Raw genomic sequence first — 21,906 nt, forward strand, 5'->3', positions numbered from 1 at the left:
AGCAAACGGCTGTTGCCACGTGCAACCGGGTACACCGGCATCAGCGGCGGGCGCGTTCAACAACCAGAGACTACTGCGTGATCAATGCACGTCCTTCCAGTATTCACGCTTGAGCAAGTAGGCAAATACGAAGAAGAAAGCCAGGTACAGCAACACGTAAGTACCAATGCGCTGGCTTTCCAGTTTGACCGGGTTGGCCGAATAGGCCAGGAAGGTCACCAGGTTCTTGACCTTCTCGTCGAACTGCTCGGTCGTCAGGGTACCGGAATTCGGCGTGATGGTCAGCTGGTCGCAGGCCTCATGGGTCAAAGGGCTGCCGGTCAATGGGTCAAATTGTTTCTTCCCATCCACCACCGTCTGCACCTGCTTGCAACCGATGACCTGATTGCCCTGCAGGCCAACCAGCACGTTAGGCATGCCAACGTTTGGGAACACCTTGTTGTTCACCCCGTAAGGGCGCGACGGGTCCTCGTAGAAGGCCCGCAGGTAGCTGTACAGCCAGTCGGTACCACGCACGCGCGCCACCAGGGTCAGGTCGGGTGGTGCCGCACCGAACCAGGTCTTGGCATCAGCGGGCTTCATGCCAATCTGCATGTGGTCACCAATCTTGGCACCGGTGAACACCAGGTTGTCGAGCATCACATCGTGTGGGATGCCCAGGTCGTCGGCCACCCGCTCATAACGCTGGAACTTGGCACTGTGGCAACCCATGCAATAGTTGGCGAAGGTGCGTGCACCGTCCTGCATGGCGGCCTTGTCAGCCAGGTCGATATCGACCTTGTCCAGCTCTACCCCGTGTTCAGCGGCGAATCCAATGGCAGGCATCACGGCCAGCAAAAATACTGCAATCAACTTTTTCATCAGCCAGTCACCCTTTCCGGAACCGGTTTGGTCTTCTCGAGCCTTGTGTAGAACGGCATCAGCAGGAAGTAGGCGAAATACAACACCGTGCACACCTGCGACAACAAGGTACGCCCCGGGGTCGGTGCCAGTACGCCCAGGACACCCAGGATCACGAAGGCAACACAGAACACCAGCAGGAAGAGCTTGCTGATCCAGCCTTTGTAGCGCATGGAGCGCCCCGGGCTGCGGTCGAGCCAGGGCAGTACGAACAACACGGCAATGGCGGCACCCATGGCAATCACGCCCATCAGCTTGTCAGGCACCGCGCGCAGAATGGCGTAGAACGGTGTGAAGTACCAGACAGGGGCAATGTGTTCGGGCGTCTTGAAGGCGTTGGCTTGCTCGAAGTTGGGTTTTTCCAGGAAGTAACCGCCCATTTCCGGGAAGAAGAACACCACGGAGCAGAACACGAACAGGAACACCACCACGCCTACGATGTCTTTCACGGTGTAGTAAGGGTGGAACGGAATGCCATCCAGCGGAATACCGTTTTCGTCCTTGTGCTTCTTGATGTCGACGCCATCGGGGTTGTTCGAGCCCACCTCGTGCAGCGCCAGGATATGCAGCACCACCAGGCCCAGGATGACGATCGGCAACGCAACCACATGCAGGGCGAAGAAGCGGTTCAGGGTGATGCCGGAAATCAGGTAGTCACCACGGATCCACTGGGTGAGGTCATCGCCGATCACCGGAATGGCGCCAAACAGCGAGATGATCACCTGTGCGCCCCAGTACGACATCTGGCCCCAAGGCAGCAGGTAGCCCATGAAGGCCTCCGCCATCAGCGCCAGGTAGATCAGCATGCCGAACAGCCAGACCAACTCTCTGGGCTTCTGGTAAGAGCCGTAGAGCAGACCGCGGAACATGTGCAGGTACACCACGATGAAGAACGCCGACGCCCCTGTGGAGTGCAGGTAACGCAGAATCCAGCCGTATTCCACATCGCGCATGATGTACTCGACCGAGGCAAACGCCTCCTCGGCCGACGGTGTAAAGCTCATGGTCAGCCACACACCGGTCACGATCTGGTTGACCAGCACCAGCAGCGCCAGGGAACCGAAGAAGTACAGGAAGTTGAAGTTCTTGGGCGCGTAGTACTTGCTGAGGTGTTCTTCCCACATCTTGGTGGCGGGGAAGCGTGCGTCGACCCAGTCCATGAATTTGCTCATCATGCATTCTCCTGGTCGACGCCAATGACGACGATCTCATCCGACTCATAGGAGTGCGGTGGCACTGGCAGGTTAAGAGGGGCAGGCTGCGATTTGTAAACACGCCCGGCCAGGTCGTAGTGGGAACCGTGGCAGGGGCAGAAGTAGCCACCGACCCACTTGGGGCCCAGATCGGCGGGTGCAACTTCGGGACGGAAGGTGGGGGAGCAGCCCAGATGCGTACACAGCCCTACCAGGATGAGAATTTCAGGCTTGATGGAGCGCACTTGCGGGTCGACGTAGGTCGGCTGCACCGAGGCTTTGGAATCCGGGTCGGACAACTCGCCGGTGATTTTTTTCAGATTGCCGAGGATCTCGTCCGTTCGCCGCACGATGAATACTGGCTGGCCTCGCCATTCGGCGACCATTTGCTGCCCTGGCTCAACCTTGGCGATATTGACCTTTACCGGTGCACCTGCGGCTTTCGCCTTGGCGCTGGGGAACCATGACCCCACGAACGGTACCGCAGCCCCCACTGCTCCCGCTGCCCCGACCACGGATGTCGCGGCTACGAGGAAGCGGCGCCGGCCTGCGTTGACGCCGTCATTGCTCATTCAGTCCTCTCCCATCAGCTTGCTTGGCCTGTTGAACCAGGCTCGTACTTAGGTTGTGTCAGTGCGCTAAAAATTGGCCGCCATGGTAAGAAACAAATCCACACACTGACAAGGTGATTACCCCGGTGCAGGGGGACAACCCACGCTTTGCTTGATCTGCGTCTATGCGACAAGCGGTCACCGACATGCTGACAGGTTAGTTCAGGCGAAAAAAAAAGCCCGGTTCCAAGGAACCGGGCTTTTTTCGACTGCCGAAGCGGTATTAACGCTTGGAGTACTGAGGACGCTTACGCGCTTTACGCAGACCCACTTTCTTACGCTCGACTTCACGAGCGTCGCGGGTGACGTAGCCAGCACGACGCAGAGCGCCACGCAGGGTTTCGTCGTATTCCATCAGGGCGCGGGTGATACCGTGACGGATCGCACCGGCCTGACCGCTGACACCACCACCGGAAACGGTAACGTAGATGTCGAACTTCTCGACGCTTTCGGTCAGCTCGAGTGGCTGACGAACAACCATGCGAGCGGTTTCACGACCGAAGAACACGTCCAGAGAACGGTTGTTGATGGAGATGTTACCAGTACCCGGACGCAGGAATACGCGAGCGGTTGCGGTCTTGCGACGGCCAGTGCCGTAATTTTGAGTCGCCGACATAATGAACTATCCCGTTAGATCTTCAGTTCTTGAGGCTGCTGAGCAGTGTGTGGGTGAGCTGCACCCGCGTACACTTTCAGCTTACGGTACATGTCGCGACCCAGCGGGTTCTTAGGCAGCATGCCTTTGACCGCGGTTTCGATAACACGCTCAGGGGCCTTGGCGATCAACTTCTCGAAGTTGATTTCCTTGATGCCGCCCGGGAAACCGGAGTGGGAGTAGTACATTTTGTCGGAAGACTTGGCACCCGTTACACGAATCTGCTCGGCGTTGATGACGACGATGTAGTCGCCGGTGTCAACGTGAGGAGTGTATTCTGGCTTGTGTTTGCCACGCAGACGGCTAGCGATTTCGGTAGCCAGACGACCCAGGGTCTGGCCAGCGGCGTCGACTACGAACCACTCGCGCTTTACTGTTTCCGGTTTAGCAGTAAAAGTTTTCATTCTCTAAAGCCTCAGAGGCCGCCCAGCGAAAAATAGACGGCGAATCTTACTGGATAGTGCACGGCTTGCCAAGGGCAAGCGCGCAGCCGAACGCTGACGCTTTTGGGGGCTCGGGTCAGGCACGCCAATGTTCGACGGGGTTCTTCCTGCGTGGTGGTGCATCACTTCCGCCACACGGAGAGGCGCTGAATTATCCAGATTGCGCGAAAAATTTCAACCTGCTTTGATGAACAAACTTTCTGAAGGAGTATGCAACCGATGGAATACCGCCAGCTCGGCCGTACCGACCTCAACGTCAGCGCCCTGTGCCTGGGCACCATGACCTGGGGCGAACAGAACGATCAGGCCGAGGCCTTTGCCCAGATTGGCCGCGCCAAGGCCGCCGGCATCAACTTCATCGACACCGCCGAAATGTACCCGGTGCCGCCGCGCCCCGAGACCTACGCGGCCACCGAGCGCGTCATCGGCAACTGGTTTGCCAGCCAGGGTGACCGTGACGACTGGGTGCTGGCCAGCAAGGTGGCGGGCCCCGGCAATGGCATCAGCCACATCCGCGATGGCCAGCTCAGGCATAACCGCCAGCACATCGTCGCGGCCCTGGACGAAAGCCTCAAGCGCCTGCAAACAGACCGCATCGACCTGTACCAGCTGCACTGGCCCGAGCGCAGCACCAACTTCTTCGGCAAGCTGGGCTACCAGCACCTGCCCCAGGACCACTTCACGCCGCTGGAAGAAACCCTCGAGGTGCTGGACGAGCAGGTGCGCGCGGGCAAGATCCGCCACATCGGCCTGTCCAACGAAACGCCGTGGGGCACCATGAAGTTCCTGCAGCTGGCCGAGAGCCGGGGCTGGCCACGCGCCGTTTCGATCCAGAACCCCTACAACCTGCTCAACCGCAGCTTCGAGGTGGGCTTGGCCGAGGTCGCGATCCGTGAACAGTGCGGCCTGCTGGCCTACTCGCCCCTGGCCTTCGGCATGCTGTCGGGCAAGTACGAGAACGGTGCCCGGCCGCAAAACGCGCGCCTGACCCTGTTCAGCCGCTTCGCCCGCTACTCCAACCCGCAGACCACCCATGCCTGCAGCCGTTACGTGCAACTGGCCCGCGAGCACGGCCTGGACCCGGCGCAGATGGCCCTGGCCTTCGTCACCCGCCAACCCTTCGTGACCAGCAACATCATCGGTGCCACCAGCCTGGAGCAGCTGGACAGCAACCTGGCCAGCCTGTCACTGACCCTGAGCGACGAACTCTTGGCCGCAATCGAGGCTATCCACCAGGACCAACCCAACCCGGCACCGTAAGCCGCAGCCGCCTAGCTTGCAGCTTGCAGCTAGCAGCTCACCGCTTGCTGCTTGCTGCTTGCCGCTTGCCGCTTGCCGCTTGCAGCTTGCCGCTGCCCCCCCTTGCCGCTGGCCGAAAAAAATAAGACGATCCAGCCAGTGATTGACCACTCCACCCTATAAGAACAATGACAATGATGTTTACCCAACCCCCCGCGTCGCTGCGGCGCGTCAGCATCCTGGCCATTGACAAGGTGTTCGCTTCTACCTTGATGCAGGCCAAGGACTTCTTCCACCTCGCCAGCCTGCGTTACAGCAAGCAGCTGGGCCTGGGCTTGCAGCCCATGTTCGAGATTCACCTGGTCAGCCCTGACGGCCTGCCCGTGGAAAGTTTCAGCAATGTGCAATTGCCCGTGGACGGTGGGCTGGAAGATGCGGATGTGATCATCCTGCCGGCCTTCTGGGACGATTTCGACAACCTGCTGCAACGCTATCCCCAGGTATTGCCCTGGCTAAGGGCACAACATGCCCGCGGCGCGGTGCTGTGCGCAGAGGCAAGCGGGGTGTTCTGGCTGGCCGAGTCCGGCCTGCTGGATGGCAAGGAGGCCACCACCTACTGGCGATTCTTCGCCAGCTTCGCCGAACGCTTTCCGAGGATCCGCCTGAACCAGGACAAGCACCTGACCGATGCCGACAACCTGTATTGTGCCGGCGGCGCTACATCTGCGTGCGACCTGTACATCTACCTGATCGAGCGTTTCTGCGGGGCCAACGTGGCACGTGCGGTATCCCGCGACATCCTTTACGAGGTGCAGCGCAACTACTCGCCGGGGCGCATGGGCTTTGGTGGCCAGAAGCTGCACCAGGACCTGATCATCCTGCAGATCCAGCACTGGCTCGAAGAGCATTTCGCAGACAAGTTCCGCTTCGAGGACGTGGCACGCAACCACGGCATGAGCATCCGCAACTTCATGCGCCGCTTCCAGGGCGCCACAGGCGACAAGCCGCTGCATTACCTGCAACGCCTACGGATCGAGACAGCCAAGGGGTTGTTGTCCAGCACCCGCAAGAGCATCAAGACCATCAGTTACGAGGTGGGCTACGACGATGCCAGTTTCTTCGCGCGGCTGTTCCGCCAGCACACCGAACTGTCACCCAACCAGTATCGCCAGCAATTCATGCAGGAGGCCTAGGGGCCGCCTGCAGCGGCAAGCTATAAGCTGCAAGCTGCAAGCTGCAAGCTGCAAGAAAAAGCCACAGCAGCGCGTACACTGCACTGGCTTTAGCTTGCAGCTTATAGCTTGCCGCTTGCAGCTGCCCGCTAGGGCCTGTGGGGGCGAGAGAGGAACTCGTGGGACTGCATTTCCAGCAGCCGGCTGAGCGTGCGCTGGAACTCGAAGCTCAGGCGCCCGCCGGTGTACAGGTCTTTGAGCTCAACCTCGGCTGAGATGATCAGCTTGACGTTGCGGTCGTAGAACTCGTCCACCATGTTGATGAAGCGGCGGGCAATGTCGTCGGTAGCGACGCCCATCTGCTCCACATTGCTCAGCAACACGGCATGGAAGATCTTGCCCAGTTCGATGTAGTCGTTCTGGCTGCGCGGCCCGTCGCACAGGGCGCGGAAGTCGAACCAGGCCACGTCGTCGCAGGTGCGCAGCGCGTGGATCGGGCGGTTCTCGATCATCAGTACATCGTTTTCCACCGCCTGGGTGCACTCAGGCGTCAGCGCCTTGAAGCTGGCGCGCATGCTCTGCTGAGCGGCTTCATCGAGCGGGTGATGGAACAGTTCGGCCTGCTCCAGGTGGCGCAAGCGGTAATCGACCCCGCTGTCGACGTTCACCACGTCGGTGTACTGCTTGATCATGGCAATGGCCGGCAGGAAGCGCGCACGTTGCAGGCCGTCCTTGTAGAGGCCGTCCGGCACGATGTTGGACGTGGCCACCAGCGATACACCGTTCTTGAACAGTTCTTCCATCAAGGTGCCGAGGATCATGGCATCGGTGATATCCGACACGAAGAATTCGTCGAAGCAGATGACCTTGGCCTCTTCGCTGAAGCGCTTGGCAATAATGGTCAGCGGGTTCTTCTCGCCCTTGAGGGTTTTCATTTCCTCGTGCACCCGCTTCATGAAGCGGTGGAAGTGCGTGCGCATCTTCTGCTTGAACGGCAGCGCCTCGTAGAAGGTATCGACCAGGTAGGTCTTGCCTCGCCCTACCCCACCCCAGAAGTACAGGCCCTTGACCGGGGTCTGCTCCTTTTTGCCAAACAGTTTGCCGAACATGCCTGGCTTGCTGTTCTGTGCATGCACCAGGTCGTCGTACAGGCGCTGCAGGTGACGCACCGCATTTTCCTGCGCCGCGTCATGGAAGAAGTCGGGACGTTTCAGATCTGCTTGATAGCGTTCTAAGGGAGTCATGATTCGTTAGCGAGGCAACAAAAAACGGGCCGTCACTGTAGCGACCGGCCCGCTTAATGGCAATCAGACTTGCGGCGAAATGCCTCAGCCTGAGTGCATTTCCTACATTCAGCCTTGTTGCGGCTGCAGGGCTGCACGCAGGCTGTCGATGGCCGCATCACGGGCCTCGACGCTGCTGCATTGCGGCCCGTCGGCAACCTGCTCGCCGTTCAACCACAGGCCAAAGCCCAGGCCCTCGGCGCGTACATCGGCCTCGCCACCCTGCTGCAGCTGTTTGCTTACAGCCCCGGCGCTCTTGCCGTCGGCAAAACTGCGCGACAGCAGCAGTTGCTCGCCATCGGCGGCCAGCAGGCGGAAGCGGAAGCTGCCGTCTTCGTCACGGAAGCTGACGAAGCGGGCACTTTTGGCGGCCTTTTTCTTCACGTCGGCGGCAGCCTGTACGCTGCTACGGAACGAGCGCAAGCCTACCGCTTCACGCAGTTGCTCAAGGAACGGGGTGGCGATTTTGCGCGCCTTGGCAGCACCCGCCAGCAGGATGTCTTCCAAGTCGGCCGGGCGGGCGATCAACTGGTGGTAGTACTCGCGCTTTTCGGCCAACTGGCCGTCCAGCAACTGGAACAGGCGCTGTTTTGCTTCACCCCAGCCCAGGCCTTGCTCCAGCTCCGCGCGGAACTCGGTGCATTGCGCTGGCGTGGAGAACGCCTGGAACAGGGTGAACAGGTGCGCGTTGTCCGGGTCTTTCGCCTCGCCAGGGGCGCGCGAGTCGGTGACGATGCGCGAGATCGCATCCTTCATGTCCTTGGCGCTGGTGAACAGCGGGATGGTGTTGTCGTAGCTCTTGGACATCTTGCGCCCATCCAGGCCCGGCAGGGTCGCAACACTTTCCTCGATCACGGCCTCTGGCAGGGCGAAGAAGTCCTGACCCTGGCCGAACAGGTGGTTGAAGCGCTGGCCGATGTCGCGAGCCATTTCCACGTGCTGGATCTGGTCACGGCCCACCGGCACCTTGTTGGCGTTGAACATCAGGATGTCTGCCGCCATCAGCACCGGGTAGCTGAACAGGCCCATGGAAACGCCGGCATCCGGGTCTTCGCCGTTTTCCACGTTCTTGTCCACCGAGGCCTTGTAGGCATGGGCGCGGTTAAGCAGGCCCTTGGCGGCAACGCAGGTCAGCAGCCAGGTCAGCTCGGGGATTTCCGGGATGTCGGACTGGCGGTAGAAGGTCACCGTGTTCGGGTCCAGGCCACCGGCCAGCCAGGTGGCGGCGATTTCAAGGCGCGAGCGCTGAATGCGCAGCGGGTCGTCGCACTTGATCAGCGCGTGGTAGTCGGCCAGGAAATAGAACGAGTCGGCGCCGGGCTGCTGGCTGGCACGAATCGCCGGGCGGATGGCACCGGCATAGTTGCCCAGGTGCGGAGTGCCGGTGGTGGTGATACCGGTAAGGATGCGCGTGGTCATGGGTGTTCGCTTATTCAGGCTTGGCTCAGTTCGAAAGGCGTGGCAGCAGCAGATCCTTCAGATCGGTCAGCTTGCCATGGAAGAAGTGTCCGCATTCTGCCACTTTCAGCAGCTCATGGGGGCGCGACAGGTTGTGGGACCAATCGTAAACCAGCTGCGGCTCCACCACCTCATCCGCGTCGGGCTGCACCACCGTGATCGGGCACTGCTCCGGCAGCGGGAACGCTGCGGTCAGGCGCATCACCGCCGGGGCAATCATGAACAGGTGCTGCAACGTCACGCCGTCGGCTTCCAGGCGGCCGGCCAGGCTGGTGGCCACGAAGCCGCCGAACGAGAAGCCCATCAACACCAATGGCAGCGCAGGGTGAGTGGCCCGCAGCCAAGCGGCCGCGGCTTGTGCATCGGCCACCTCGCCAGCGCCCATGTCATGGGTGCCGGCGCTTTGCCCGACACCGCGGTAGTTGAAACGCAGGGTCACATAGCCAGCATCGCGGGCGGTGCGTTGCAGCGTCGAGACCACCTTGTTGAGCATGGTGCCGCCCTGGACCGGGTTGGGGTGGCAGATCAGCACCGCGCCACGGGCATCGGCAACGTCCAGGTACAGGGCTTCGAGCGGGCCACTGGGGCCGTCGATGAACAAGGCGGTTTCGCGGACAAGCAAGGCACTACTCCGTGACCTTGGGAGAGGTCGATTCGTCTAGGTGAGGAATTCTGTTCTGATTTGCGATCGCTCGCGGTATACAGCGCAGGTCTGAGCCGTTAACGTAAAGCAAAGCCGTTTATAGAGGAAGGACTCGTGGAACTCTCGCTCCTTGTTTGGTTGTTGCCGACCCTGGCCCTGGTCATTGGCGTGGTCGTAGGTTTCGTCGTGGCCCGCCTGTTGCCCAATGCCGCCCCCAGCAGCACACAGCGCCAGCTGGATGACATCCAGCAGCGTTTCGACAGCTACCAGAACCAGGTAGTTACCCACTTCAACAGCACGGCGGTGCTGGTTAAGAAGCTGAACCAGAGCTACCAGGATGTGCAGGATCACCTGGCCGACGGTGCCAACCACCTGGCCCTGGACGAGCTGACCCGCCAACGCCTGCTGGCCGCACTGCATTCGGAAGGCGCCCACGGTCACCGTGACCGCCTGACCCCACCGAAGGACACGGCCGAAGTGCCCCGCGACTACGCGCCCAAGACGCCGAACTCGCCAGGCATGCTGGACGAGAGCTACGGGCTCAAGCATTGAACCGCTGAACACAATGAAGGCCTCGCAAGAGGCCTTTTTTGTGGCTGGCGCGCGGCTACAACAGCCTAGGCACATGCGCGCAAGGCCTGCTGCACATCCGCCAACAAGTCCTCCACATCCTCCAGCCCCACCGATAAACGCACCAGCCCTTCGGAGATGCCGTGATGCGCCCGCTCCTGGGGCGTGTAGCTGGAGTGGGTCATGCTCGCCGGGTGCTGGGCCAACGACTCGGCATCCCCCAGGCTCACGGCCCGTGCAAACAGCTGCAAGGCATTCATGAACCGTCGCCCGGCCTCGATACCGCCCTTGAGCTCGAAAGCGATCATGCCACCTGGCAAGCGCATCTGGCGGTTGGCCAACGCACGCTGGGCAAAGGTTGGCAGCCCCGGGTAATGGATCAGTTCGACCTGCGGCTGGGCTGCCAGGTACTGCGCCACCTGCCCGGCATTGGCGCAGTGGCGGTCCATGCGCAGCGCCAGGGTCTTGATGCCGCGCATCAGCAGCGCCGCGTCATGGGGCGACAGCACCGCCCCGGTCATGTCCTTGAGCCCCTCCAGGCGGATGCGGTCGACCAAGGCCTGGCGCCCCACCACCAGCCCCGCAGTAATGTCACCGTGACCGCTCAGGTACTTGGTGGCCGAATGCACCACCAGGTCGGCACCGAGTTCCAGCGGGCGTTGCAGGTAAGGGGTGCAGTAGGTGTTGTCGACCACCACCCGCACATCCCGCCCGCGTACGGCCTCGGCAACCGCCGCGATGTCGACCAGTTGCATGGTCGGGTTGGCCGGTGTCTCGAAGTAGACCATGCGTGTGCGGCCGTTGAGCGCCGCCTTCAACGCCGCCGCGTCATTCAGGTCCACGTGGTGAACCTTTACCCCGAACTCGCCGATGCCATGGTGCAGAAAGGCGAACGTGCAGCCATACAGCGTGCGCCCGACAATCAACTCGTCGCCCGGGCGCAGCAGCGTCCACATCGTCGAGGTGATGGCACCCATGCCCGAAGCCAGCGCCAGCCCCGCTTCACCGCCCTCCAAGGACGCCATGCGCTGCTCCAGCAGGGCCAGGGTGGGGTTGGAAATACGGCTGTAGAAATGCCCGGCCTGCTCCCCGGCAAAGCACGCAGCACCGTACTCAACCGTCGGGAAGGCATAGGTGGCAGTTTGGTAGACAGGCGGCACCAAGGCACCACCCTGGGCCAAGGGGTCGTACCCGTAATGGATCGCCCGCGTAGAAAAACCGGTGTTGTTGTCGGAGCCGCGCATGGCAACTGCCTCTTGTAGGTTGCTCTAAGCTTATGCCAGTGCAACCCAAGAATTTTTCCAAAATCGCCAGCCTATCTACGCTGCTTTGGAACAAAAACAATAAATCTGAATACTCGAGGGCAAACCATGCCTGCACCTCTGGACCGCATCGACCGCGCCCTGCTCGCCGCCTTGCAGAACAATGCCCGCCTGACGGTCGCCGAGCTCGCCGACCTGGTATCGCTGACCACCTCGCCCTGCTGGCGCAGGGTCAAGCTGCTTGAAGAGAACGGCTATATCACCGGCTATCAGGCCATGCTTTCACCCAAATCGCTGGGGTTCGGGGTAACCGCCTTCGTCAGCATCATGATGGATTCCCACACCAAGCCCATGGCGCTGGCGTTCGAGCAGCGGCTGATGGAGATACCCGAGATTGTCGCCTGCCATCACATTTCCGGGCGGTACGATTTTTTGCTGGAAATCGTGGCCAGCGACCTGGAGTCCTTCGGCGAATTTGCCCGTGAGGTGCTGCAGCGCCTGCCGGGGGTGAAGGAGATCTATTCGAGTTTTTCCTACAAGGCGGTGAAGGAGCGGCGAATGGTCCCCGTCGCGGAAAAACACATTTGAGCAACAACGGCCGTGGTGCATGCAAGCGCCGTTTCAGTCCAAAGACACTTTCGTGCCCCGGTTCAATAAAGTGCACGGCGCCACACCAAATGCCTTGCGAAACGCGTGGCTGTAGTGGGAAAAATCGCTGAAGCCATAATCCAGCGCCGCCTGGGAAATGCTCTTGACTCGGCCGCGCTCCAACGCAGTGCGGCTGGCATCCAGTCGCTCTTTCCAGATGGCCGCCGCCGGGGTTTTCTGGTGGCGGGCGAAGGCCCGGGTAACGGTGCGCGTCGACACATGATGCGCCTGGGCCAGGCGCTCCAGATTGAGGTCGGGGTCGGCCAGGTGCTGGCGGATGTAGTGCATGACCCGGCCATGCAGGTCGAGTTCGTGCTGAGTGACGGTCAGGTCCTGCCACTCAAGGCTCAATACCAGCAAATCGAGCAAGGTGTCGGCGTAGCGCTCGCTGAGCACGTCGCTGCCAACCGTACCGTGGCTGGCTGCCTGCTGAATCATTGCCCGCAATGGCAATACGCCTGGTCGCCGCTGATCCAGCAGCATGCCGGTGCGTTGCTCGATGGCCGGTACACGGGTAGCCAGCCACGCCCGGGGGATACGCAGCAAGTGGTTTTCGGTACCACCCAGGCTGAAACGGAAACACTGGTCTGCGTCGTAAAGAAACACGTCTTCGGCAGAAAACGCAGCCTGCCGCCCACCTTGCTCGAATTGGCCGAAGCCTTTTGGGGTGAATGCCAGCCACAGGTCGTCATTCGGATCGCTGCGCACGTGACCAGGTTTGCGCGCCCAGTGATGCAGGGGTGAGGACAGGGTATAGAGCTCGAGCGCACCGATGCCCTTCACCGCCAGCATGCCTTCGAAATCGCTCTGCGACGCGGGTTGGCTGTCGGCCTTGAGGCAATGCTGGCAGACCACATCCTTCCAGTAATCGAAACGACGTGGCGCTTCCACTGCGACGGTCGAGTAGTGGCTGGGCACAGGCATGGCACTTACCTCACAAGGCGGACTGCGTCATGAATCGGGTGAGTCGCGGGCAACTCGCCAACCGATTTTTCAGCAAGTTCCACGCCAGCCCGGTAACCGCTGCCCCACGCTGCCGGGGCAGCAGCACGCCTCAATAAGTGCCCTCCAATGGCGCACGTGGCGAGCGCCCGGCACCACCCTCGAACACGCCTGCCGCCTTGGGGTAAACCTGTCCTTTCCAGCCAATCGGTTGTCACGCCGAACAAAGCGGGTGGGCCTTGCGCTGCATAACGTTTAGGCAACACCGGCCATTTCCCCGGTGCCCTCCAAGGCCATTGCGTGCGGCCTGATGAACATCAAGAAGAAAGGAGCAGCCTATGGAATCCGCGATCGACAAGCACCTCAAGTGCCCAAGAAGCCTGTCCCGCCGTGTGCCCGACGACTACCAACCGCCCTTCCCCATGTGGGTGGCCCGCGCCGGCGAGCACATGCAGCAGGTGGTGATGGCTTACCTGGGCGTGCAGTACCAGGGCCAACACCACCAGCCCGCCGCGCTGCAGGCCATGGGCCAGATCGTGGCGAGCTTCAGCCTGGCCGATGGCCCGCTGAACCATGACCTGACCCACCACACCGACAACAGTGGCTACGACAACCTGATGGTGGTCGGCTACTGGAAAGACCCGGCCGCCTATGGCCGCTGGCTGAACTCACCGGAAGTGGCCCAGTGGTGGGCCGCCGAAGCGCGGCTGCAGGATGGGCTGGGGTATTTCCGCGAGATCATCGCCCCACGGGCGGAACAGTTCGAAACGCTGTATGCCTTCCAGGACCGGTTGCCGGGTGTGGGCGCGGTAATGGACAGCACCAGCGGCGAGATCGAGGAGCATGGCTACTGGGGCTCCATGCGCGACCGTTTCCCGGTGTCGCAGACCGACTGGATGCTGCCCGACGGCGAATTGCGCATCGTCAGTGGTGACCCTGCCAAAGGCGGCCGGGTGGTGGTGCGCGGCCATGACAACATCGCGTTGATCCGCTCCGGGCAGGACTGGGTGGAGGCCGAGTCCGAGGAACGCTCGCTGTACCTTGACGAGATCCTTCCCACCCTGCAGGCAGGCATGGATTTCTTGCGTGACCAGGGGGCGCCACTGGGCTGCTACAGCAACCGCTTCGTACGCAATATCGACCTGCAGGGCAACCTGCTGGACTCAAGCTACAACATCGGCCACTGGCGGTCGGTGGAAAAGCTCGAGCGCTGGGCCGAGTCGCACCCTACCCACCTGCGCATCTTCGTCACCTTCTTCCGCGTGGCAAGCGGCCTGGAAAAACTGCGCTTGTACCATGAGGTGTCCGTGAGCGATGGCCGCCAGCAGCTGTTCGAGTACATCAACTGCCACCCCCATACCGGCATGATGCGCGATGCGCTACCCGCCGCTACCGGCTGCCCGCACCAGGCGCACGCATCATGAGGGCGCCCGGCATGAACAGGTTGCGCCTGCTTACCCTGGGCGCGTTGCTGCCGGCCGCCGCAGCCCAGGCCGTGGAAGTGGCACCCGGTGACTACGAACAGTACCCGGTGGGCGCCACCATCGGTGCGCTGTACTACCAGCACTCCACCACCAACGCGGCCTACGCCCAGGGCCACAAGATAAGCTCGGACTTCAAGCTCAGGTCGGACGTGGGCATTCTGCGCTTGCTGCACGTCATCGCCCTGAGTGACACGGTGACCGTCGACCCACAGTTCCTGCTGCCCTTCGGCCATGTGTCCAGTAGCGGCGATGCGTCGCCCCTGGGCAATGCCGACGGTATCGGCGACTTGATCCTGGCTGCGCCGTTCAAGCTACGGCTCAACGAAGCCCGGGACACCCTCAGCCTGACCCCGTACCTGTTCGTGCCGACGGGCACCTACGACCGCGACGACCCGCTGAACATCGGCGAAAACCGGTGGAAGTTCGAACTGCAGGGTGCCTATATCAAGCACTTCGACGCCCACTGGGCGGTGGACCTGGTCGGTGGCGCCACCTGGTATGGCGACAACGACGATTACGGGCCAGCTGGCCAGAAACTGGAGCAGGACGTGTCCTACGCTGCACAGATCATGGCCCGCTACATGCCGGACACGGCCACCACCTTTGCCGTTGGCGTCGGCCGCACCTGGGGCGGCGAAACCGAGGTCGAGCGTGTGGACCAGGACAACCGCCTGGGCACCACCAACCTGCGCCTGACCGCCACGCGCTTCGTCACTGCGCAGGACCAGCTGCAGCTGCAACTGGGGCGCGACCTGTCGGTGGACAACGGGCCCAAGGAGAACCTGCGCATCAACCTGCGCTATGCACACATCTTCTGAGGCAGCGTACCCCGCATTCATCACCCAATACCTGAAAGGATTGCCCCATGGCCATCGTCCGCCCCACCGCAACACAGGTACAAGACCTCGCTCAACGTCTGCACATGCAACTGAGCCCCGAACAGGCCACGGAGTACCTGGCACTGATGCAAGGCAGCTTCGATGCCTATGACCTGATCGACGAGTTGCCCGACTACACCCCGGTCACCGCTGGCAAGCCGCGCACCAGCCATCGCCCGACCGACGCCGAAAACCCGCTGAATGCCTGGTATCAGCGCACCGAAATCAGTGGTGCCAGCGATGGCAAGCTGGCCGGGCGCAGTGTGGCCCTGAAGGACAACATCGCCTTGGCCGGTGTGCCGATGATGAACGGTGCCGCCCCCCTGGAAGGGTTCGTGCCGGGGTTCGACGCCACCGTGGTTACGCGCCTGCTGGGCGCCGGGGCCACCATCGTCGGCAAAGCGACCTGCGAGCACTACTGCATCTCCGGCGGCAGCCACACGTCCGACCCTGCCCCGGTACACAACCCGCACCGTCACGGTTATGCGTCCGGGGGCTCGTCCTCGGGCAGTGCGGCGCTGGTCGCCGCTGGCCAGGTGGACATGGCCATTGGCGGTGACCAGGGCGGTTCCATTCGCATCCCCTCGGCTTTCTGCGGCACCTACGGCATGAAGCCCACCCACGGCCTGGTGCCCTACACCGGCATCATGGCCATCGAGGCGACCATCGACCATGCTGGCCCCATCACCGCCAATGTGCGCGACAACGCGCTGATGCTGGAAGTGCTGGCTGGTGCCGACGGCCTGGACCCGCGCCAGACCGCGCCGCAGGTGGACCACTACACCCAGTATCTGGACCGCGGCGTCAGTGGCCTGCGCATCGGCGTCCTTCAGGAAGGCTTCGAGCTGGACAACCTGGACCCACGGGTACGCGACACCGTGCACGCCGCCATCGAACGCCTGAGCGCACTGGGCGCGGTGGTGGAACCGGTATCCGTCGCCGAACATCGGCTGGCCGGCGCGCTGTGGCACCCCATCGGTTGCGAGGGCCTGACCCACCAGCTGATGCACGCCAACGGCGCCGGGTTCAACTGGAAGGGCTTGTACGACGTGGCGTTGCTGGACAAACAGGCCGGCTGGCGCAACCACGCTGATGTGCTGTCGCCCTCACTGAAGCTGTGCATGCTGGTGGGCCAGTACGGCCTGGAGCGGTACCACGGGCGCTACTACGCCAAGGCCCAGAACATTGCCCGCCTGGCCCGCGCAGGGTATGACCAGGCGCTGCAGCGCTACGACCTGCTGGTGCTGCCAACCGTGCCGATCATCGCCCAACCTCACCCGCCGGCAGGCTGTTCGATCAGCGAATACGTAGCCCGGGCGCTGGAGATGATCGGCAACACCAGCGCCCAGGACATCACCGGCCACCCGGCCATGTCCATCCCGTGCGGCAACGTGGACGGCCTGCCGGTGGGCCTGATGCTGGTGGGCAAGCACTACGCCGAGGGCCTGCTGTACCAGGCCGCCAGCGCCTTCGAAGCCAGCGTCGACTGGCGAACCCTTTGACCGCGATGCCTGATCAGGAGCCCACCATCATGAGCACATCAGTGCCAACCACCGACACCTCGACACCGGGCCAGCGTGCCCGGGCGCTGCTGAAAGTGATGCAGGACAAGGGCATGGTGCCCGACGGCTACATCGAACAGCTCACCGACCTGATGGAGAACCAGTGGGACCCGGCCAATGGCGCGCGGGTGGTCGCCCGTGCCTGGGTCGACGATGATTACCGCCGCCTGTTGCTGGAGGACGGCACCGCCGCCTGCGCCGAATACGGCTACACCGGCCCCCAGGGCGAATACATCGTGGCCCTGGAAGACACCCCCACGGTCAAGAACGTGATCGTCTGCAGCCTCTGCTCGTGCACCAACTGGCCGGTGCTCGGCCTGCCACCTGAGTGGTACAAGAGCTTCGAATTCCGCGCCCGCCTGGTGCGCGAAGGCCGAACGGTATTGCGCGAGCTCGGCACCGAGCTGCCGCCCAGCGTGCAGGTCTGCGTGTGGGACACCAGTGCCGAGAGCCGCTATCTGGTACTGCCCCAGCGCCCGGCCGGCAGCGAGCACCTGGATGAAGAGGCGCTGCGCCGCCTGGTCACCAAGGATGTGCTGATCGGCGTCGCCCTGCCCGTGGTGCGCTAGGCGCACCTTTTCCCCATTCCACACAGGTAAAGCGCAATGGACGGATTTCACGATCTCGGCGGTTTTCAGGGCTTCGGCAAGGTCGCCCACCGCATCGACACCCTCAGCTACAAACCGGTCTTCAAGGAAGACTGGGAGCACCTGGCGTACAGCCTGATGTTCGTGGCAAGTGACCACCTGGGCCTGTTCAGCATCGACGAGGCCCGCCATGCCGTGGAGCGCCTGGATGTGCGCCAGCATGTGGGCACCACCTATTACGAGCGCTATGTCATCGCCACCGCCTCGCTGCTGGTGGAGGCGCAGGCCATCACCCAGGAGGCGCTGGACGAAGCCCTGGGCTCACCGTTCAAATTGGCCAACCCGCCCCACAGCAAGGGGCGGGTGGCCATCACCGACCGCCCGCCGTTCGAGGTGGGCCAGCGGGTACGGGTACGTGACGAGCGCTTCGCCGGCCACGTGCGTTGCCCCGCCTACGTGCGGGGCAAGGAAGGTGTGGTGCTGCACCGCACCCGCGAACGCTGGCCGTTCCCCGACAGCATCGGCCACGGTGACCGCTCGGCGGCGCTGCAACCCACCTACCACGTGCAGTTCGAGGTGCGGGACCTGTGGGGCGAGGCGGCAGACGACGGGCGTGTGGTGGTCGACCTGTTCGAGAGCTACCTGGACCCGGTGCAGCCGGCATGAGCCGTGCAGCCGACAACCCCCTTCGGCTGCCCGTGACCGTACTGTCGGGTTTTCTCGGCGCAGGCAAGACCACCCTGCTCAACCACATCCTGCATAACCGCGAGGGGTTGCGGGTGGCGGTCATCGTCAACGACATGAGCGAGGTGAACATAGACGCCGAGAACGTTGGGCGTAACGTCACCCTGGAGCGTGGCAGCGACCGGCTGGTGGAGATGACCAACGGCTGTATCTGCTGCACCCTGCGCGCCGACCTGCTGGAGCAGGTAAGCGCGCTGGCCAGGGCCGGCTGCTATGACTACCTGCTGATCGAATCCACGGGCATCTCCGAGCCCATGCCGGTGGCCGAAACCTTCGCCTTTCTCGACCGTGACGGGTTCAGCCTGAGTGAGTTGGCGCGCCTGGACACGCTGGCCACGGTGGTCGACGCCAGCAGTTTCGAAGGTTTGTTGGGTGCCGCTGCCCCGGCCGGGGGTGAGCCCGGGCAGCGGCCGCTGGGCGACCTGCTGGTCGAACAGGTGGAGTATGCCGACGTCATTCTGGTGAACAAACTCGACCTGCTGGAACCCCAGCGCTACCCGGCGCTGGAGGCCCTGCTGCGCCAGTTGAACCCGCGTGCGCGCATCGTGCCAATGGTGCGCGGCGAAACAGACCTGGCCAACGTGCTGGGTACGCACCTGTTCGACCTGCCGAGCCTGGTGCAGTCGCCGGGCTGGATGCAGCAGATAGACCGTGCGGCACAGCCGGAACCGGAATCGGAAACCTACGGCATCACGTCATGGGTGTACCGAGAGCGCGCGCCCTTCCATCCGCAACGGCTGCGGGCGTTGTTCGAACAACCGTGGGCACACGGGCATCTGCTGCGCTGCAAAGGCTATTTCTGGTCGGCCAGCCGGTTTTTCGAAATCGGCATGCTGGCGTTGAGCGGCGGGCGGTTCGAGTGGGAATACAGCGGGCGCTGGTGGCGCTTCGTCGAGCAGGCACAGTGGCCGCTGGAAGCCTATCGGCGCCAGGCGATCATGGGCAAATGGGATGAAAACGTGGGCGATTGCCGGCAGGAAATCGTGTTCATCGGCCAAGGGCTGGACGTTGATGCGCTGAGGGTGGCGCTGGATGAATGCTTGCTGAGCGAGGAGGAGATATTGGCGGGGCCGCAGAGCTGGGTACAGCTGGAAGATCGCGAGCTGCGCTCTCGCGCAGAGCATTGATTTCGCAAGCAAGCCCGCTCCCTGTGGGAGCGGGTTTACCCGCGAAGCAGACAGCGCGGTGGAGGGCACCGGCTGCGCCGGTGTTCGCGGCTGAAGCCGCTCCCACAGGTCCCTGCTGGCTCAAAGGTTACTTGCAGTTCTGCCAGAGCGAGCGCAGCTCGCCCCAGCCTAACCTTCAAAAACCGTCAGATCGCTCCACGCTGGCGAAGCGCGTCCAACACCAACTTGACGCCTTCGTCCACGCTGGTGGCCTGGGTGTCGATCACCACGTCTGCATCCAGCGGCACATCGAACGGGAAGCTCTCACCCGGGATGTTGTCGCCGCCGGCTGCGTAAAGCCCCTGTGGGTCACGCTCGCGGCACGCCAGCGGCGAGGCCTGAACGTACACCGTCACCAGGCGGTCTTTGCCGATCAGCGCCTTGGCCTGCTCACGGCCTTCGGCATCCGGGGCCACGAACGCTGCCAACGTCAGCAGGCCGGCTTCGTTGAACTGGCGCGCCACATGGGCGGCGCGGCGCCAGTTTTCAGTACGCCCGGCGCGGTCCTGTGGCAGGCCCTTGTTCAGGTCATGACGCAGGTTCTGGCCATCGAGCACATACACCGCCCGGCCCATGTCGAACAGCTTGCGCTCAACCGCATAAGCCAGGGTGCTCTTGCCGGCACCGGACAAACCACTGAACAGCACGGTGGCAGGCTGCTGGCCGAAGCGCAGCGCACGTTCCTCGGTAGACACGTGCGCCAGCTTGCCATGCTGGCCGGTATTGCCGTGGGGCAGCACAGGGGGCGCGATGATCATGCCCGCGCCGACGGTGCCGTTAGTCAGGCGGTCGATGACGATGAAGGCACCGGTGGTGCGGTTGCTGTCATAGCCATCCAGGGCAATAGACGCATCCAGGGCCACCTTGACCTGGCCGATCTCGTTCAGTTGCAGCGCGCTGGCACTGCCCTTCTCCAGGGTGTTCACATCCACCTTGTGGGTGATGCTGGCAATCGAGCCAGGCACGTAGCTGGTGGCACGCTTGATGTCGTATTTCTTGCCCGGCAGCATCGGCTCTTCGGCCATCCACACCAGCATGGCGTCGAACTGGTCAGTTACCGGGGGCACGTTGTCGGCATGCACCAGCAGGTCGCCACGGGAGATATCGATCTCGTCTTCCATGGTCAGCGTCACCGCCTGGCCGGGGCCTGCGCTTTCCAGTTCACCTTCGTAGGTAACAATGGATTTCACGCGGCTGCTCTTGCCCGATGGCAGCACCACGACCTCGTCGCCCTTGTGCACCACGCCGCTGGCCAGGGTACCGGCGAAGCCACGGAAGTTCAGGTTCGGCCGGTTCACGTACTGCACCGGGAAGCGCAGGTCAGTGAAGTTGCGGTCAGCCGACACTTCAACGGTTTCCAGGATTTCCATCAGCGTCGGGCCGGCATACCACGGCGAACGCTCGCTGTGGTTGACCACGTTGTCGCCCTTGAGCGCGGACATCGGCACGAAGTGCAGGCTGCTTGGCGTCAGGTTGATCGCTTCGGCGAACGCCAGGTAGTCGGCCTTGATCGACTCGAACACCTGCTCGTCAAAGCCCTTGAGGTCCATCTTGTTGACCGCGACCACGATGTGCTTGATGCCCAGCAGCGACGCGATGTAGCTGTGGCGGCGGGTTTGGGTCTGCACGCCATAGCGGGCATCAACCAGAATGATCGCCAGGTCGCAGGTGGACGCGCCGGTGGCCATGTTGCGGGTGTACTGCTCGTGGCCCGGGGTGTCGGCGATGATGAACTTGCGCTTGGCAGTGGAGAAGTAGCGGTAGGCCACATCGATGGTGATGCCCTGCTCCCGCTCGGCCTGCAGGCCGTCCACCAGCAGCGCCAGGTCGACTTCCTCGCCGGTGGTGCCAGACTTCTTCGAATCACGGGTGATGGCCTCGAGGTGGTCCTCGTAGATCATCTTCGAGTCGTGCAGCAGGCGCCCGATCAGGGTGCTCTTGCCGTCATCCACGTTGCCGCAGGTGAGGAAACGCAGCAGTTCCTTACGCTCGTGCTGGGCCAGGTAGGCGAGGATGTCCTCGCTGATCAAATCGGATTGGTGACTCATTTCATTCAAGCTCCAAGCTGTCAGCTTCAAGCGGCAAGCTTGTCGGCGTACAACTAGTTAGAAATTCTGTTGATCAACCCACTTAGCATTCGGGAGAGCTCGCGGGTTTCGTTAATCCAGCCGGTAGCCAGCCCAGCGTCGATGTAACCTATCTCACCACCGATCATCAGCTGCGTACGCAACTCCCCGCAGGACGCTTTCGCAACGCTGAGATACCAAACCTTCTCTCTGCTCCCGCGCCGCTCCATGCCCTCGGCACTATTGGACGGGATGGAAAGTGCCGACCGCGTGATCTGATCCTTGAATCCATAATCACGACACCCAGCCAGTGTCCGGTACAACTCAATGGCCAGACGCTTACTCCGTTGCCAAACTGCCAGCTTCTCAAAATCCATTACGAGCGCTCCGGGCCGCCCGC

The 21,906-nt window shown here is 62.5% G+C and carries 22 protein-coding genes; 10 read left to right on the top strand and 12 right to left on the bottom strand.

Features of this window, described 5'->3' with window-relative positions:
• Positions 1 to 81 precede the first annotated feature (81 nt).
• The 5 genes from IAE38_RS16440 to rplM form a co-directional block, all read right to left on the bottom strand.
• A complete protein-coding gene (locus IAE38_RS16440) occupies positions 82 to 861 on the bottom strand; it encodes a cytochrome c1 (protein WP_201165301.1) in 780 nt (259 codons plus the stop codon).
• Positions 861 to 2,072, bottom strand: a complete 1,212-nt coding sequence (locus IAE38_RS16445) for a cytochrome b (RefSeq protein WP_201218345.1) — start codon at positions 2,070 to 2,072, stop codon at positions 861 to 863. The genes IAE38_RS16440 and IAE38_RS16445 overlap by 1 nt, the downstream gene beginning before the upstream one ends.
• The gene (petA, locus tag IAE38_RS16450) at positions 2,072 to 2,665 is read right to left on the bottom strand and encodes a ubiquinol-cytochrome c reductase iron-sulfur subunit (protein ID WP_028635199.1); all 594 of its coding nucleotides are present in this window, start codon (positions 2,663 to 2,665) and stop codon (positions 2,072 to 2,074) included. The genes IAE38_RS16445 and petA overlap by 1 nt, the downstream gene beginning before the upstream one ends.
• Positions 2,666 to 2,927: 262 nt before the next feature.
• Complete coding sequence (rpsI, locus tag IAE38_RS16455; RefSeq protein WP_003251821.1) at positions 2,928 to 3,320, bottom strand: 30S ribosomal protein S9; 393 nt, start codon at positions 3,318 to 3,320, stop codon at positions 2,928 to 2,930.
• A gap of 14 nt (positions 3,321 to 3,334) precedes the next feature.
• Positions 3,335 to 3,763, bottom strand: a complete 429-nt coding sequence (rplM, locus tag IAE38_RS16460; protein ID WP_008097538.1) for a 50S ribosomal protein L13 — start codon at positions 3,761 to 3,763, stop codon at positions 3,335 to 3,337.
• A gap of 258 nt (positions 3,764 to 4,021) precedes the next feature.
• Here rplM and IAE38_RS16465 point away from each other — a divergent pair, with 258 nt between their 5' ends.
• Both IAE38_RS16465 and IAE38_RS16470 read left to right on the top strand, forming a co-directional pair.
• Positions 4,022 to 5,062: an NADP(H)-dependent aldo-keto reductase gene (locus IAE38_RS16465; RefSeq protein WP_028635200.1), complete on the top strand. Its 1,041-nt coding sequence runs from the start codon at positions 4,022 to 4,024 to the stop codon at positions 5,060 to 5,062.
• Between the two features lie 251 nt (positions 5,063 to 5,313).
• Positions 5,314 to 6,234, top strand: coding sequence for a GlxA family transcriptional regulator (locus IAE38_RS16470; protein ID WP_201165320.1), 921 nt, complete (start codon positions 5,314 to 5,316; stop codon positions 6,232 to 6,234).
• Between the two features lie 128 nt (positions 6,235 to 6,362).
• Here the strand turns inward: IAE38_RS16470 and zapE are convergent, their stop codons facing one another.
• From zapE to IAE38_RS16485, 3 genes are all read right to left on the bottom strand, one after another.
• Complete coding sequence (gene zapE, locus IAE38_RS16475; RefSeq protein WP_201218315.1) at positions 6,363 to 7,457, bottom strand: cell division protein ZapE; 1,095 nt, start codon at positions 7,455 to 7,457, stop codon at positions 6,363 to 6,365.
• Positions 7,458 to 7,565: 108 nt separating this feature from the next.
• On the bottom strand, positions 7,566 to 8,915 hold the full coding sequence (locus tag IAE38_RS16480; RefSeq protein WP_201218316.1) for a tryptophan--tRNA ligase: 1,350 nt from the start codon (positions 8,913 to 8,915) through the stop codon (positions 7,566 to 7,568).
• A gap of 25 nt (positions 8,916 to 8,940) precedes the next feature.
• Positions 8,941 to 9,576: an alpha/beta hydrolase gene (locus IAE38_RS16485; RefSeq protein ID WP_201218317.1), complete on the bottom strand. Its 636-nt coding sequence runs from the start codon at positions 9,574 to 9,576 to the stop codon at positions 8,941 to 8,943.
• 135 nt (positions 9,577 to 9,711) lie between these two features.
• Here IAE38_RS16485 and IAE38_RS16490 point away from each other — a divergent pair, with 135 nt between their 5' ends.
• Positions 9,712 to 10,149, top strand: a complete 438-nt coding sequence (locus IAE38_RS16490) for a YhcB family protein (RefSeq protein ID WP_028635205.1) — start codon at positions 9,712 to 9,714, stop codon at positions 10,147 to 10,149.
• A gap of 65 nt (positions 10,150 to 10,214) precedes the next feature.
• Here the strand turns inward: IAE38_RS16490 and IAE38_RS16495 are convergent, their stop codons facing one another.
• Positions 10,215 to 11,411, bottom strand: a complete 1,197-nt coding sequence (locus tag IAE38_RS16495) for a methionine gamma-lyase (protein WP_201218319.1) — start codon at positions 11,409 to 11,411, stop codon at positions 10,215 to 10,217.
• Between the two features lie 126 nt (positions 11,412 to 11,537).
• Between IAE38_RS16495 and IAE38_RS16500 the strand changes: the two genes are divergently transcribed.
• Positions 11,538 to 12,017 carry an Lrp/AsnC family transcriptional regulator gene (locus tag IAE38_RS16500; RefSeq protein ID WP_028635207.1) on the top strand — a complete coding sequence of 160 codons (480 nt, stop codon included), beginning with the start codon at positions 11,538 to 11,540 and terminating at the stop codon, positions 12,015 to 12,017.
• 33 nt (positions 12,018 to 12,050) lie between these two features.
• Here IAE38_RS16500 and IAE38_RS16505 read toward each other — a convergent pair whose 3' ends face one another.
• Complete coding sequence (locus tag IAE38_RS16505) at positions 12,051 to 13,001, bottom strand: helix-turn-helix domain-containing protein (protein ID WP_060483254.1); 951 nt, start codon at positions 12,999 to 13,001, stop codon at positions 12,051 to 12,053.
• A 356-nt stretch (positions 13,002 to 13,357) separates the two neighbouring features.
• Between IAE38_RS16505 and oxdA the strand changes: the two genes are divergently transcribed.
• Genes oxdA through IAE38_RS16535 form a run of 6 tightly spaced genes read left to right on the top strand, consistent with a single transcriptional unit; the run spans position 13,358 to position 19,401 of the window.
• Positions 13,358 to 14,443 (top strand): aliphatic aldoxime dehydratase, encoded by a 1,086-nt coding sequence (gene oxdA / locus IAE38_RS16510; RefSeq protein WP_201218320.1) that lies wholly within the window; start codon positions 13,358 to 13,360, stop codon positions 14,441 to 14,443.
• 11 nt (positions 14,444 to 14,454) lie between these two features.
• The gene (locus tag IAE38_RS16515; protein WP_201218321.1) at positions 14,455 to 15,321 is read left to right on the top strand and encodes a transporter; all 867 of its coding nucleotides are present in this window, start codon (positions 14,455 to 14,457) and stop codon (positions 15,319 to 15,321) included.
• Between the two features lie 47 nt (positions 15,322 to 15,368).
• Positions 15,369 to 16,883, top strand: a complete 1,515-nt coding sequence (locus IAE38_RS16520) for an amidase (RefSeq protein ID WP_201218322.1) — start codon at positions 15,369 to 15,371, stop codon at positions 16,881 to 16,883.
• Between the two features lie 29 nt (positions 16,884 to 16,912).
• Complete coding sequence (nthA, locus tag IAE38_RS16525; RefSeq protein WP_201218323.1) at positions 16,913 to 17,512, top strand: nitrile hydratase subunit alpha; 600 nt, start codon at positions 16,913 to 16,915, stop codon at positions 17,510 to 17,512.
• A gap of 36 nt (positions 17,513 to 17,548) precedes the next feature.
• Positions 17,549 to 18,196, top strand: a complete 648-nt coding sequence (gene nthB / locus IAE38_RS16530; RefSeq protein ID WP_201165316.1) for a nitrile hydratase subunit beta — start codon at positions 17,549 to 17,551, stop codon at positions 18,194 to 18,196.
• Positions 18,193 to 19,401, top strand: a complete 1,209-nt coding sequence (locus IAE38_RS16535) for a GTP-binding protein (RefSeq protein ID WP_201218324.1) — start codon at positions 18,193 to 18,195, stop codon at positions 19,399 to 19,401. Before nthB ends, IAE38_RS16535 begins: the two co-directional genes overlap by 4 nt.
• 185 nt (positions 19,402 to 19,586) lie before the next feature.
• On the opposite strand, the gene cysN is transcribed toward IAE38_RS16535, so the two are convergent.
• Positions 19,587 to 21,488 (bottom strand): sulfate adenylyltransferase subunit CysN, encoded by a 1,902-nt coding sequence (cysN, locus tag IAE38_RS16540; RefSeq protein WP_028635215.1) that lies wholly within the window; start codon positions 21,486 to 21,488, stop codon positions 19,587 to 19,589.
• Between the two features lie 53 nt (positions 21,489 to 21,541).
• Positions 21,542 to 21,883, bottom strand: a complete 342-nt coding sequence (locus tag IAE38_RS16545) for a four helix bundle protein (protein WP_201165633.1) — start codon at positions 21,881 to 21,883, stop codon at positions 21,542 to 21,544.
• Positions 21,884 to 21,906: the final 23 nt, after the last annotated feature.

The organism is Pseudomonas sp. S32 (genome assembly GCF_016648095.1).
Taxonomy (GTDB): domain Bacteria; phylum Pseudomonadota; class Gammaproteobacteria; order Pseudomonadales; family Pseudomonadaceae; genus Aquipseudomonas; species Aquipseudomonas parafulva.

Coding starts and splice junctions, on each gene's coding strand:
- IAE38_RS16440 (WP_201165301.1), bottom strand. CDS start 861: ATGAAAAAGTTGATTGCAGTATTTTTGCTGGCCGTGATGCCTGCCATT.
- IAE38_RS16445 (WP_201218345.1), bottom strand. CDS start 2,072: ATGAGCAAATTCATGGACTGGGTCGACGCACGCTTCCCCGCCACCAAG.
- petA (WP_028635199.1), bottom strand. CDS start 2,665: ATGAGCAATGACGGCGTCAACGCAGGCCGGCGCCGCTTCCTCGTAGCC.
- rpsI (WP_003251821.1), bottom strand. CDS start 3,320: ATGTCGGCGACTCAAAATTACGGCACTGGCCGTCGCAAGACCGCAACC.
- rplM (WP_008097538.1), bottom strand. CDS start 3,763: ATGAAAACTTTTACTGCTAAACCGGAAACAGTAAAGCGCGAGTGGTTC.
- IAE38_RS16465 (WP_028635200.1), top strand. CDS start 4,022: ATGGAATACCGCCAGCTCGGCCGTACCGACCTCAACGTCAGCGCCCTG.
- IAE38_RS16470 (WP_201165320.1), top strand. CDS start 5,314: ATGCAGGCCAAGGACTTCTTCCACCTCGCCAGCCTGCGTTACAGCAAG.
- zapE (WP_201218315.1), bottom strand. CDS start 7,457: ATGACTCCCTTAGAACGCTATCAAGCAGATCTGAAACGTCCCGACTTC.
- IAE38_RS16480 (WP_201218316.1), bottom strand. CDS start 8,915: ATGACCACGCGCATCCTTACCGGTATCACCACCACCGGCACTCCGCAC.
- IAE38_RS16495 (WP_201218319.1), bottom strand. CDS start 11,411: ATGCGCGGCTCCGACAACAACACCGGTTTTTCTACGCGGGCGATCCAT.
- IAE38_RS16500 (WP_028635207.1), top strand. CDS start 11,538: ATGCCTGCACCTCTGGACCGCATCGACCGCGCCCTGCTCGCCGCCTTG.
- IAE38_RS16505 (WP_060483254.1), bottom strand. CDS start 13,001: ATGCCTGTGCCCAGCCACTACTCGACCGTCGCAGTGGAAGCGCCACGT.
- oxdA (WP_201218320.1), top strand. CDS start 13,358: ATGGAATCCGCGATCGACAAGCACCTCAAGTGCCCAAGAAGCCTGTCC.
- IAE38_RS16515 (WP_201218321.1), top strand. CDS start 14,455: ATGAACAGGTTGCGCCTGCTTACCCTGGGCGCGTTGCTGCCGGCCGCC.
- IAE38_RS16520 (WP_201218322.1), top strand. CDS start 15,369: ATGGCCATCGTCCGCCCCACCGCAACACAGGTACAAGACCTCGCTCAA.
- nthA (WP_201218323.1), top strand. CDS start 16,913: ATGAGCACATCAGTGCCAACCACCGACACCTCGACACCGGGCCAGCGT.
- nthB (WP_201165316.1), top strand. CDS start 17,549: ATGGACGGATTTCACGATCTCGGCGGTTTTCAGGGCTTCGGCAAGGTC.
- IAE38_RS16535 (WP_201218324.1), top strand. CDS start 18,193: ATGAGCCGTGCAGCCGACAACCCCCTTCGGCTGCCCGTGACCGTACTG.
- cysN (WP_028635215.1), bottom strand. CDS start 21,488: ATGAGTCACCAATCCGATTTGATCAGCGAGGACATCCTCGCCTACCTG.
- IAE38_RS16545 (WP_201165633.1), bottom strand. CDS start 21,883: ATGGATTTTGAGAAGCTGGCAGTTTGGCAACGGAGTAAGCGTCTGGCC.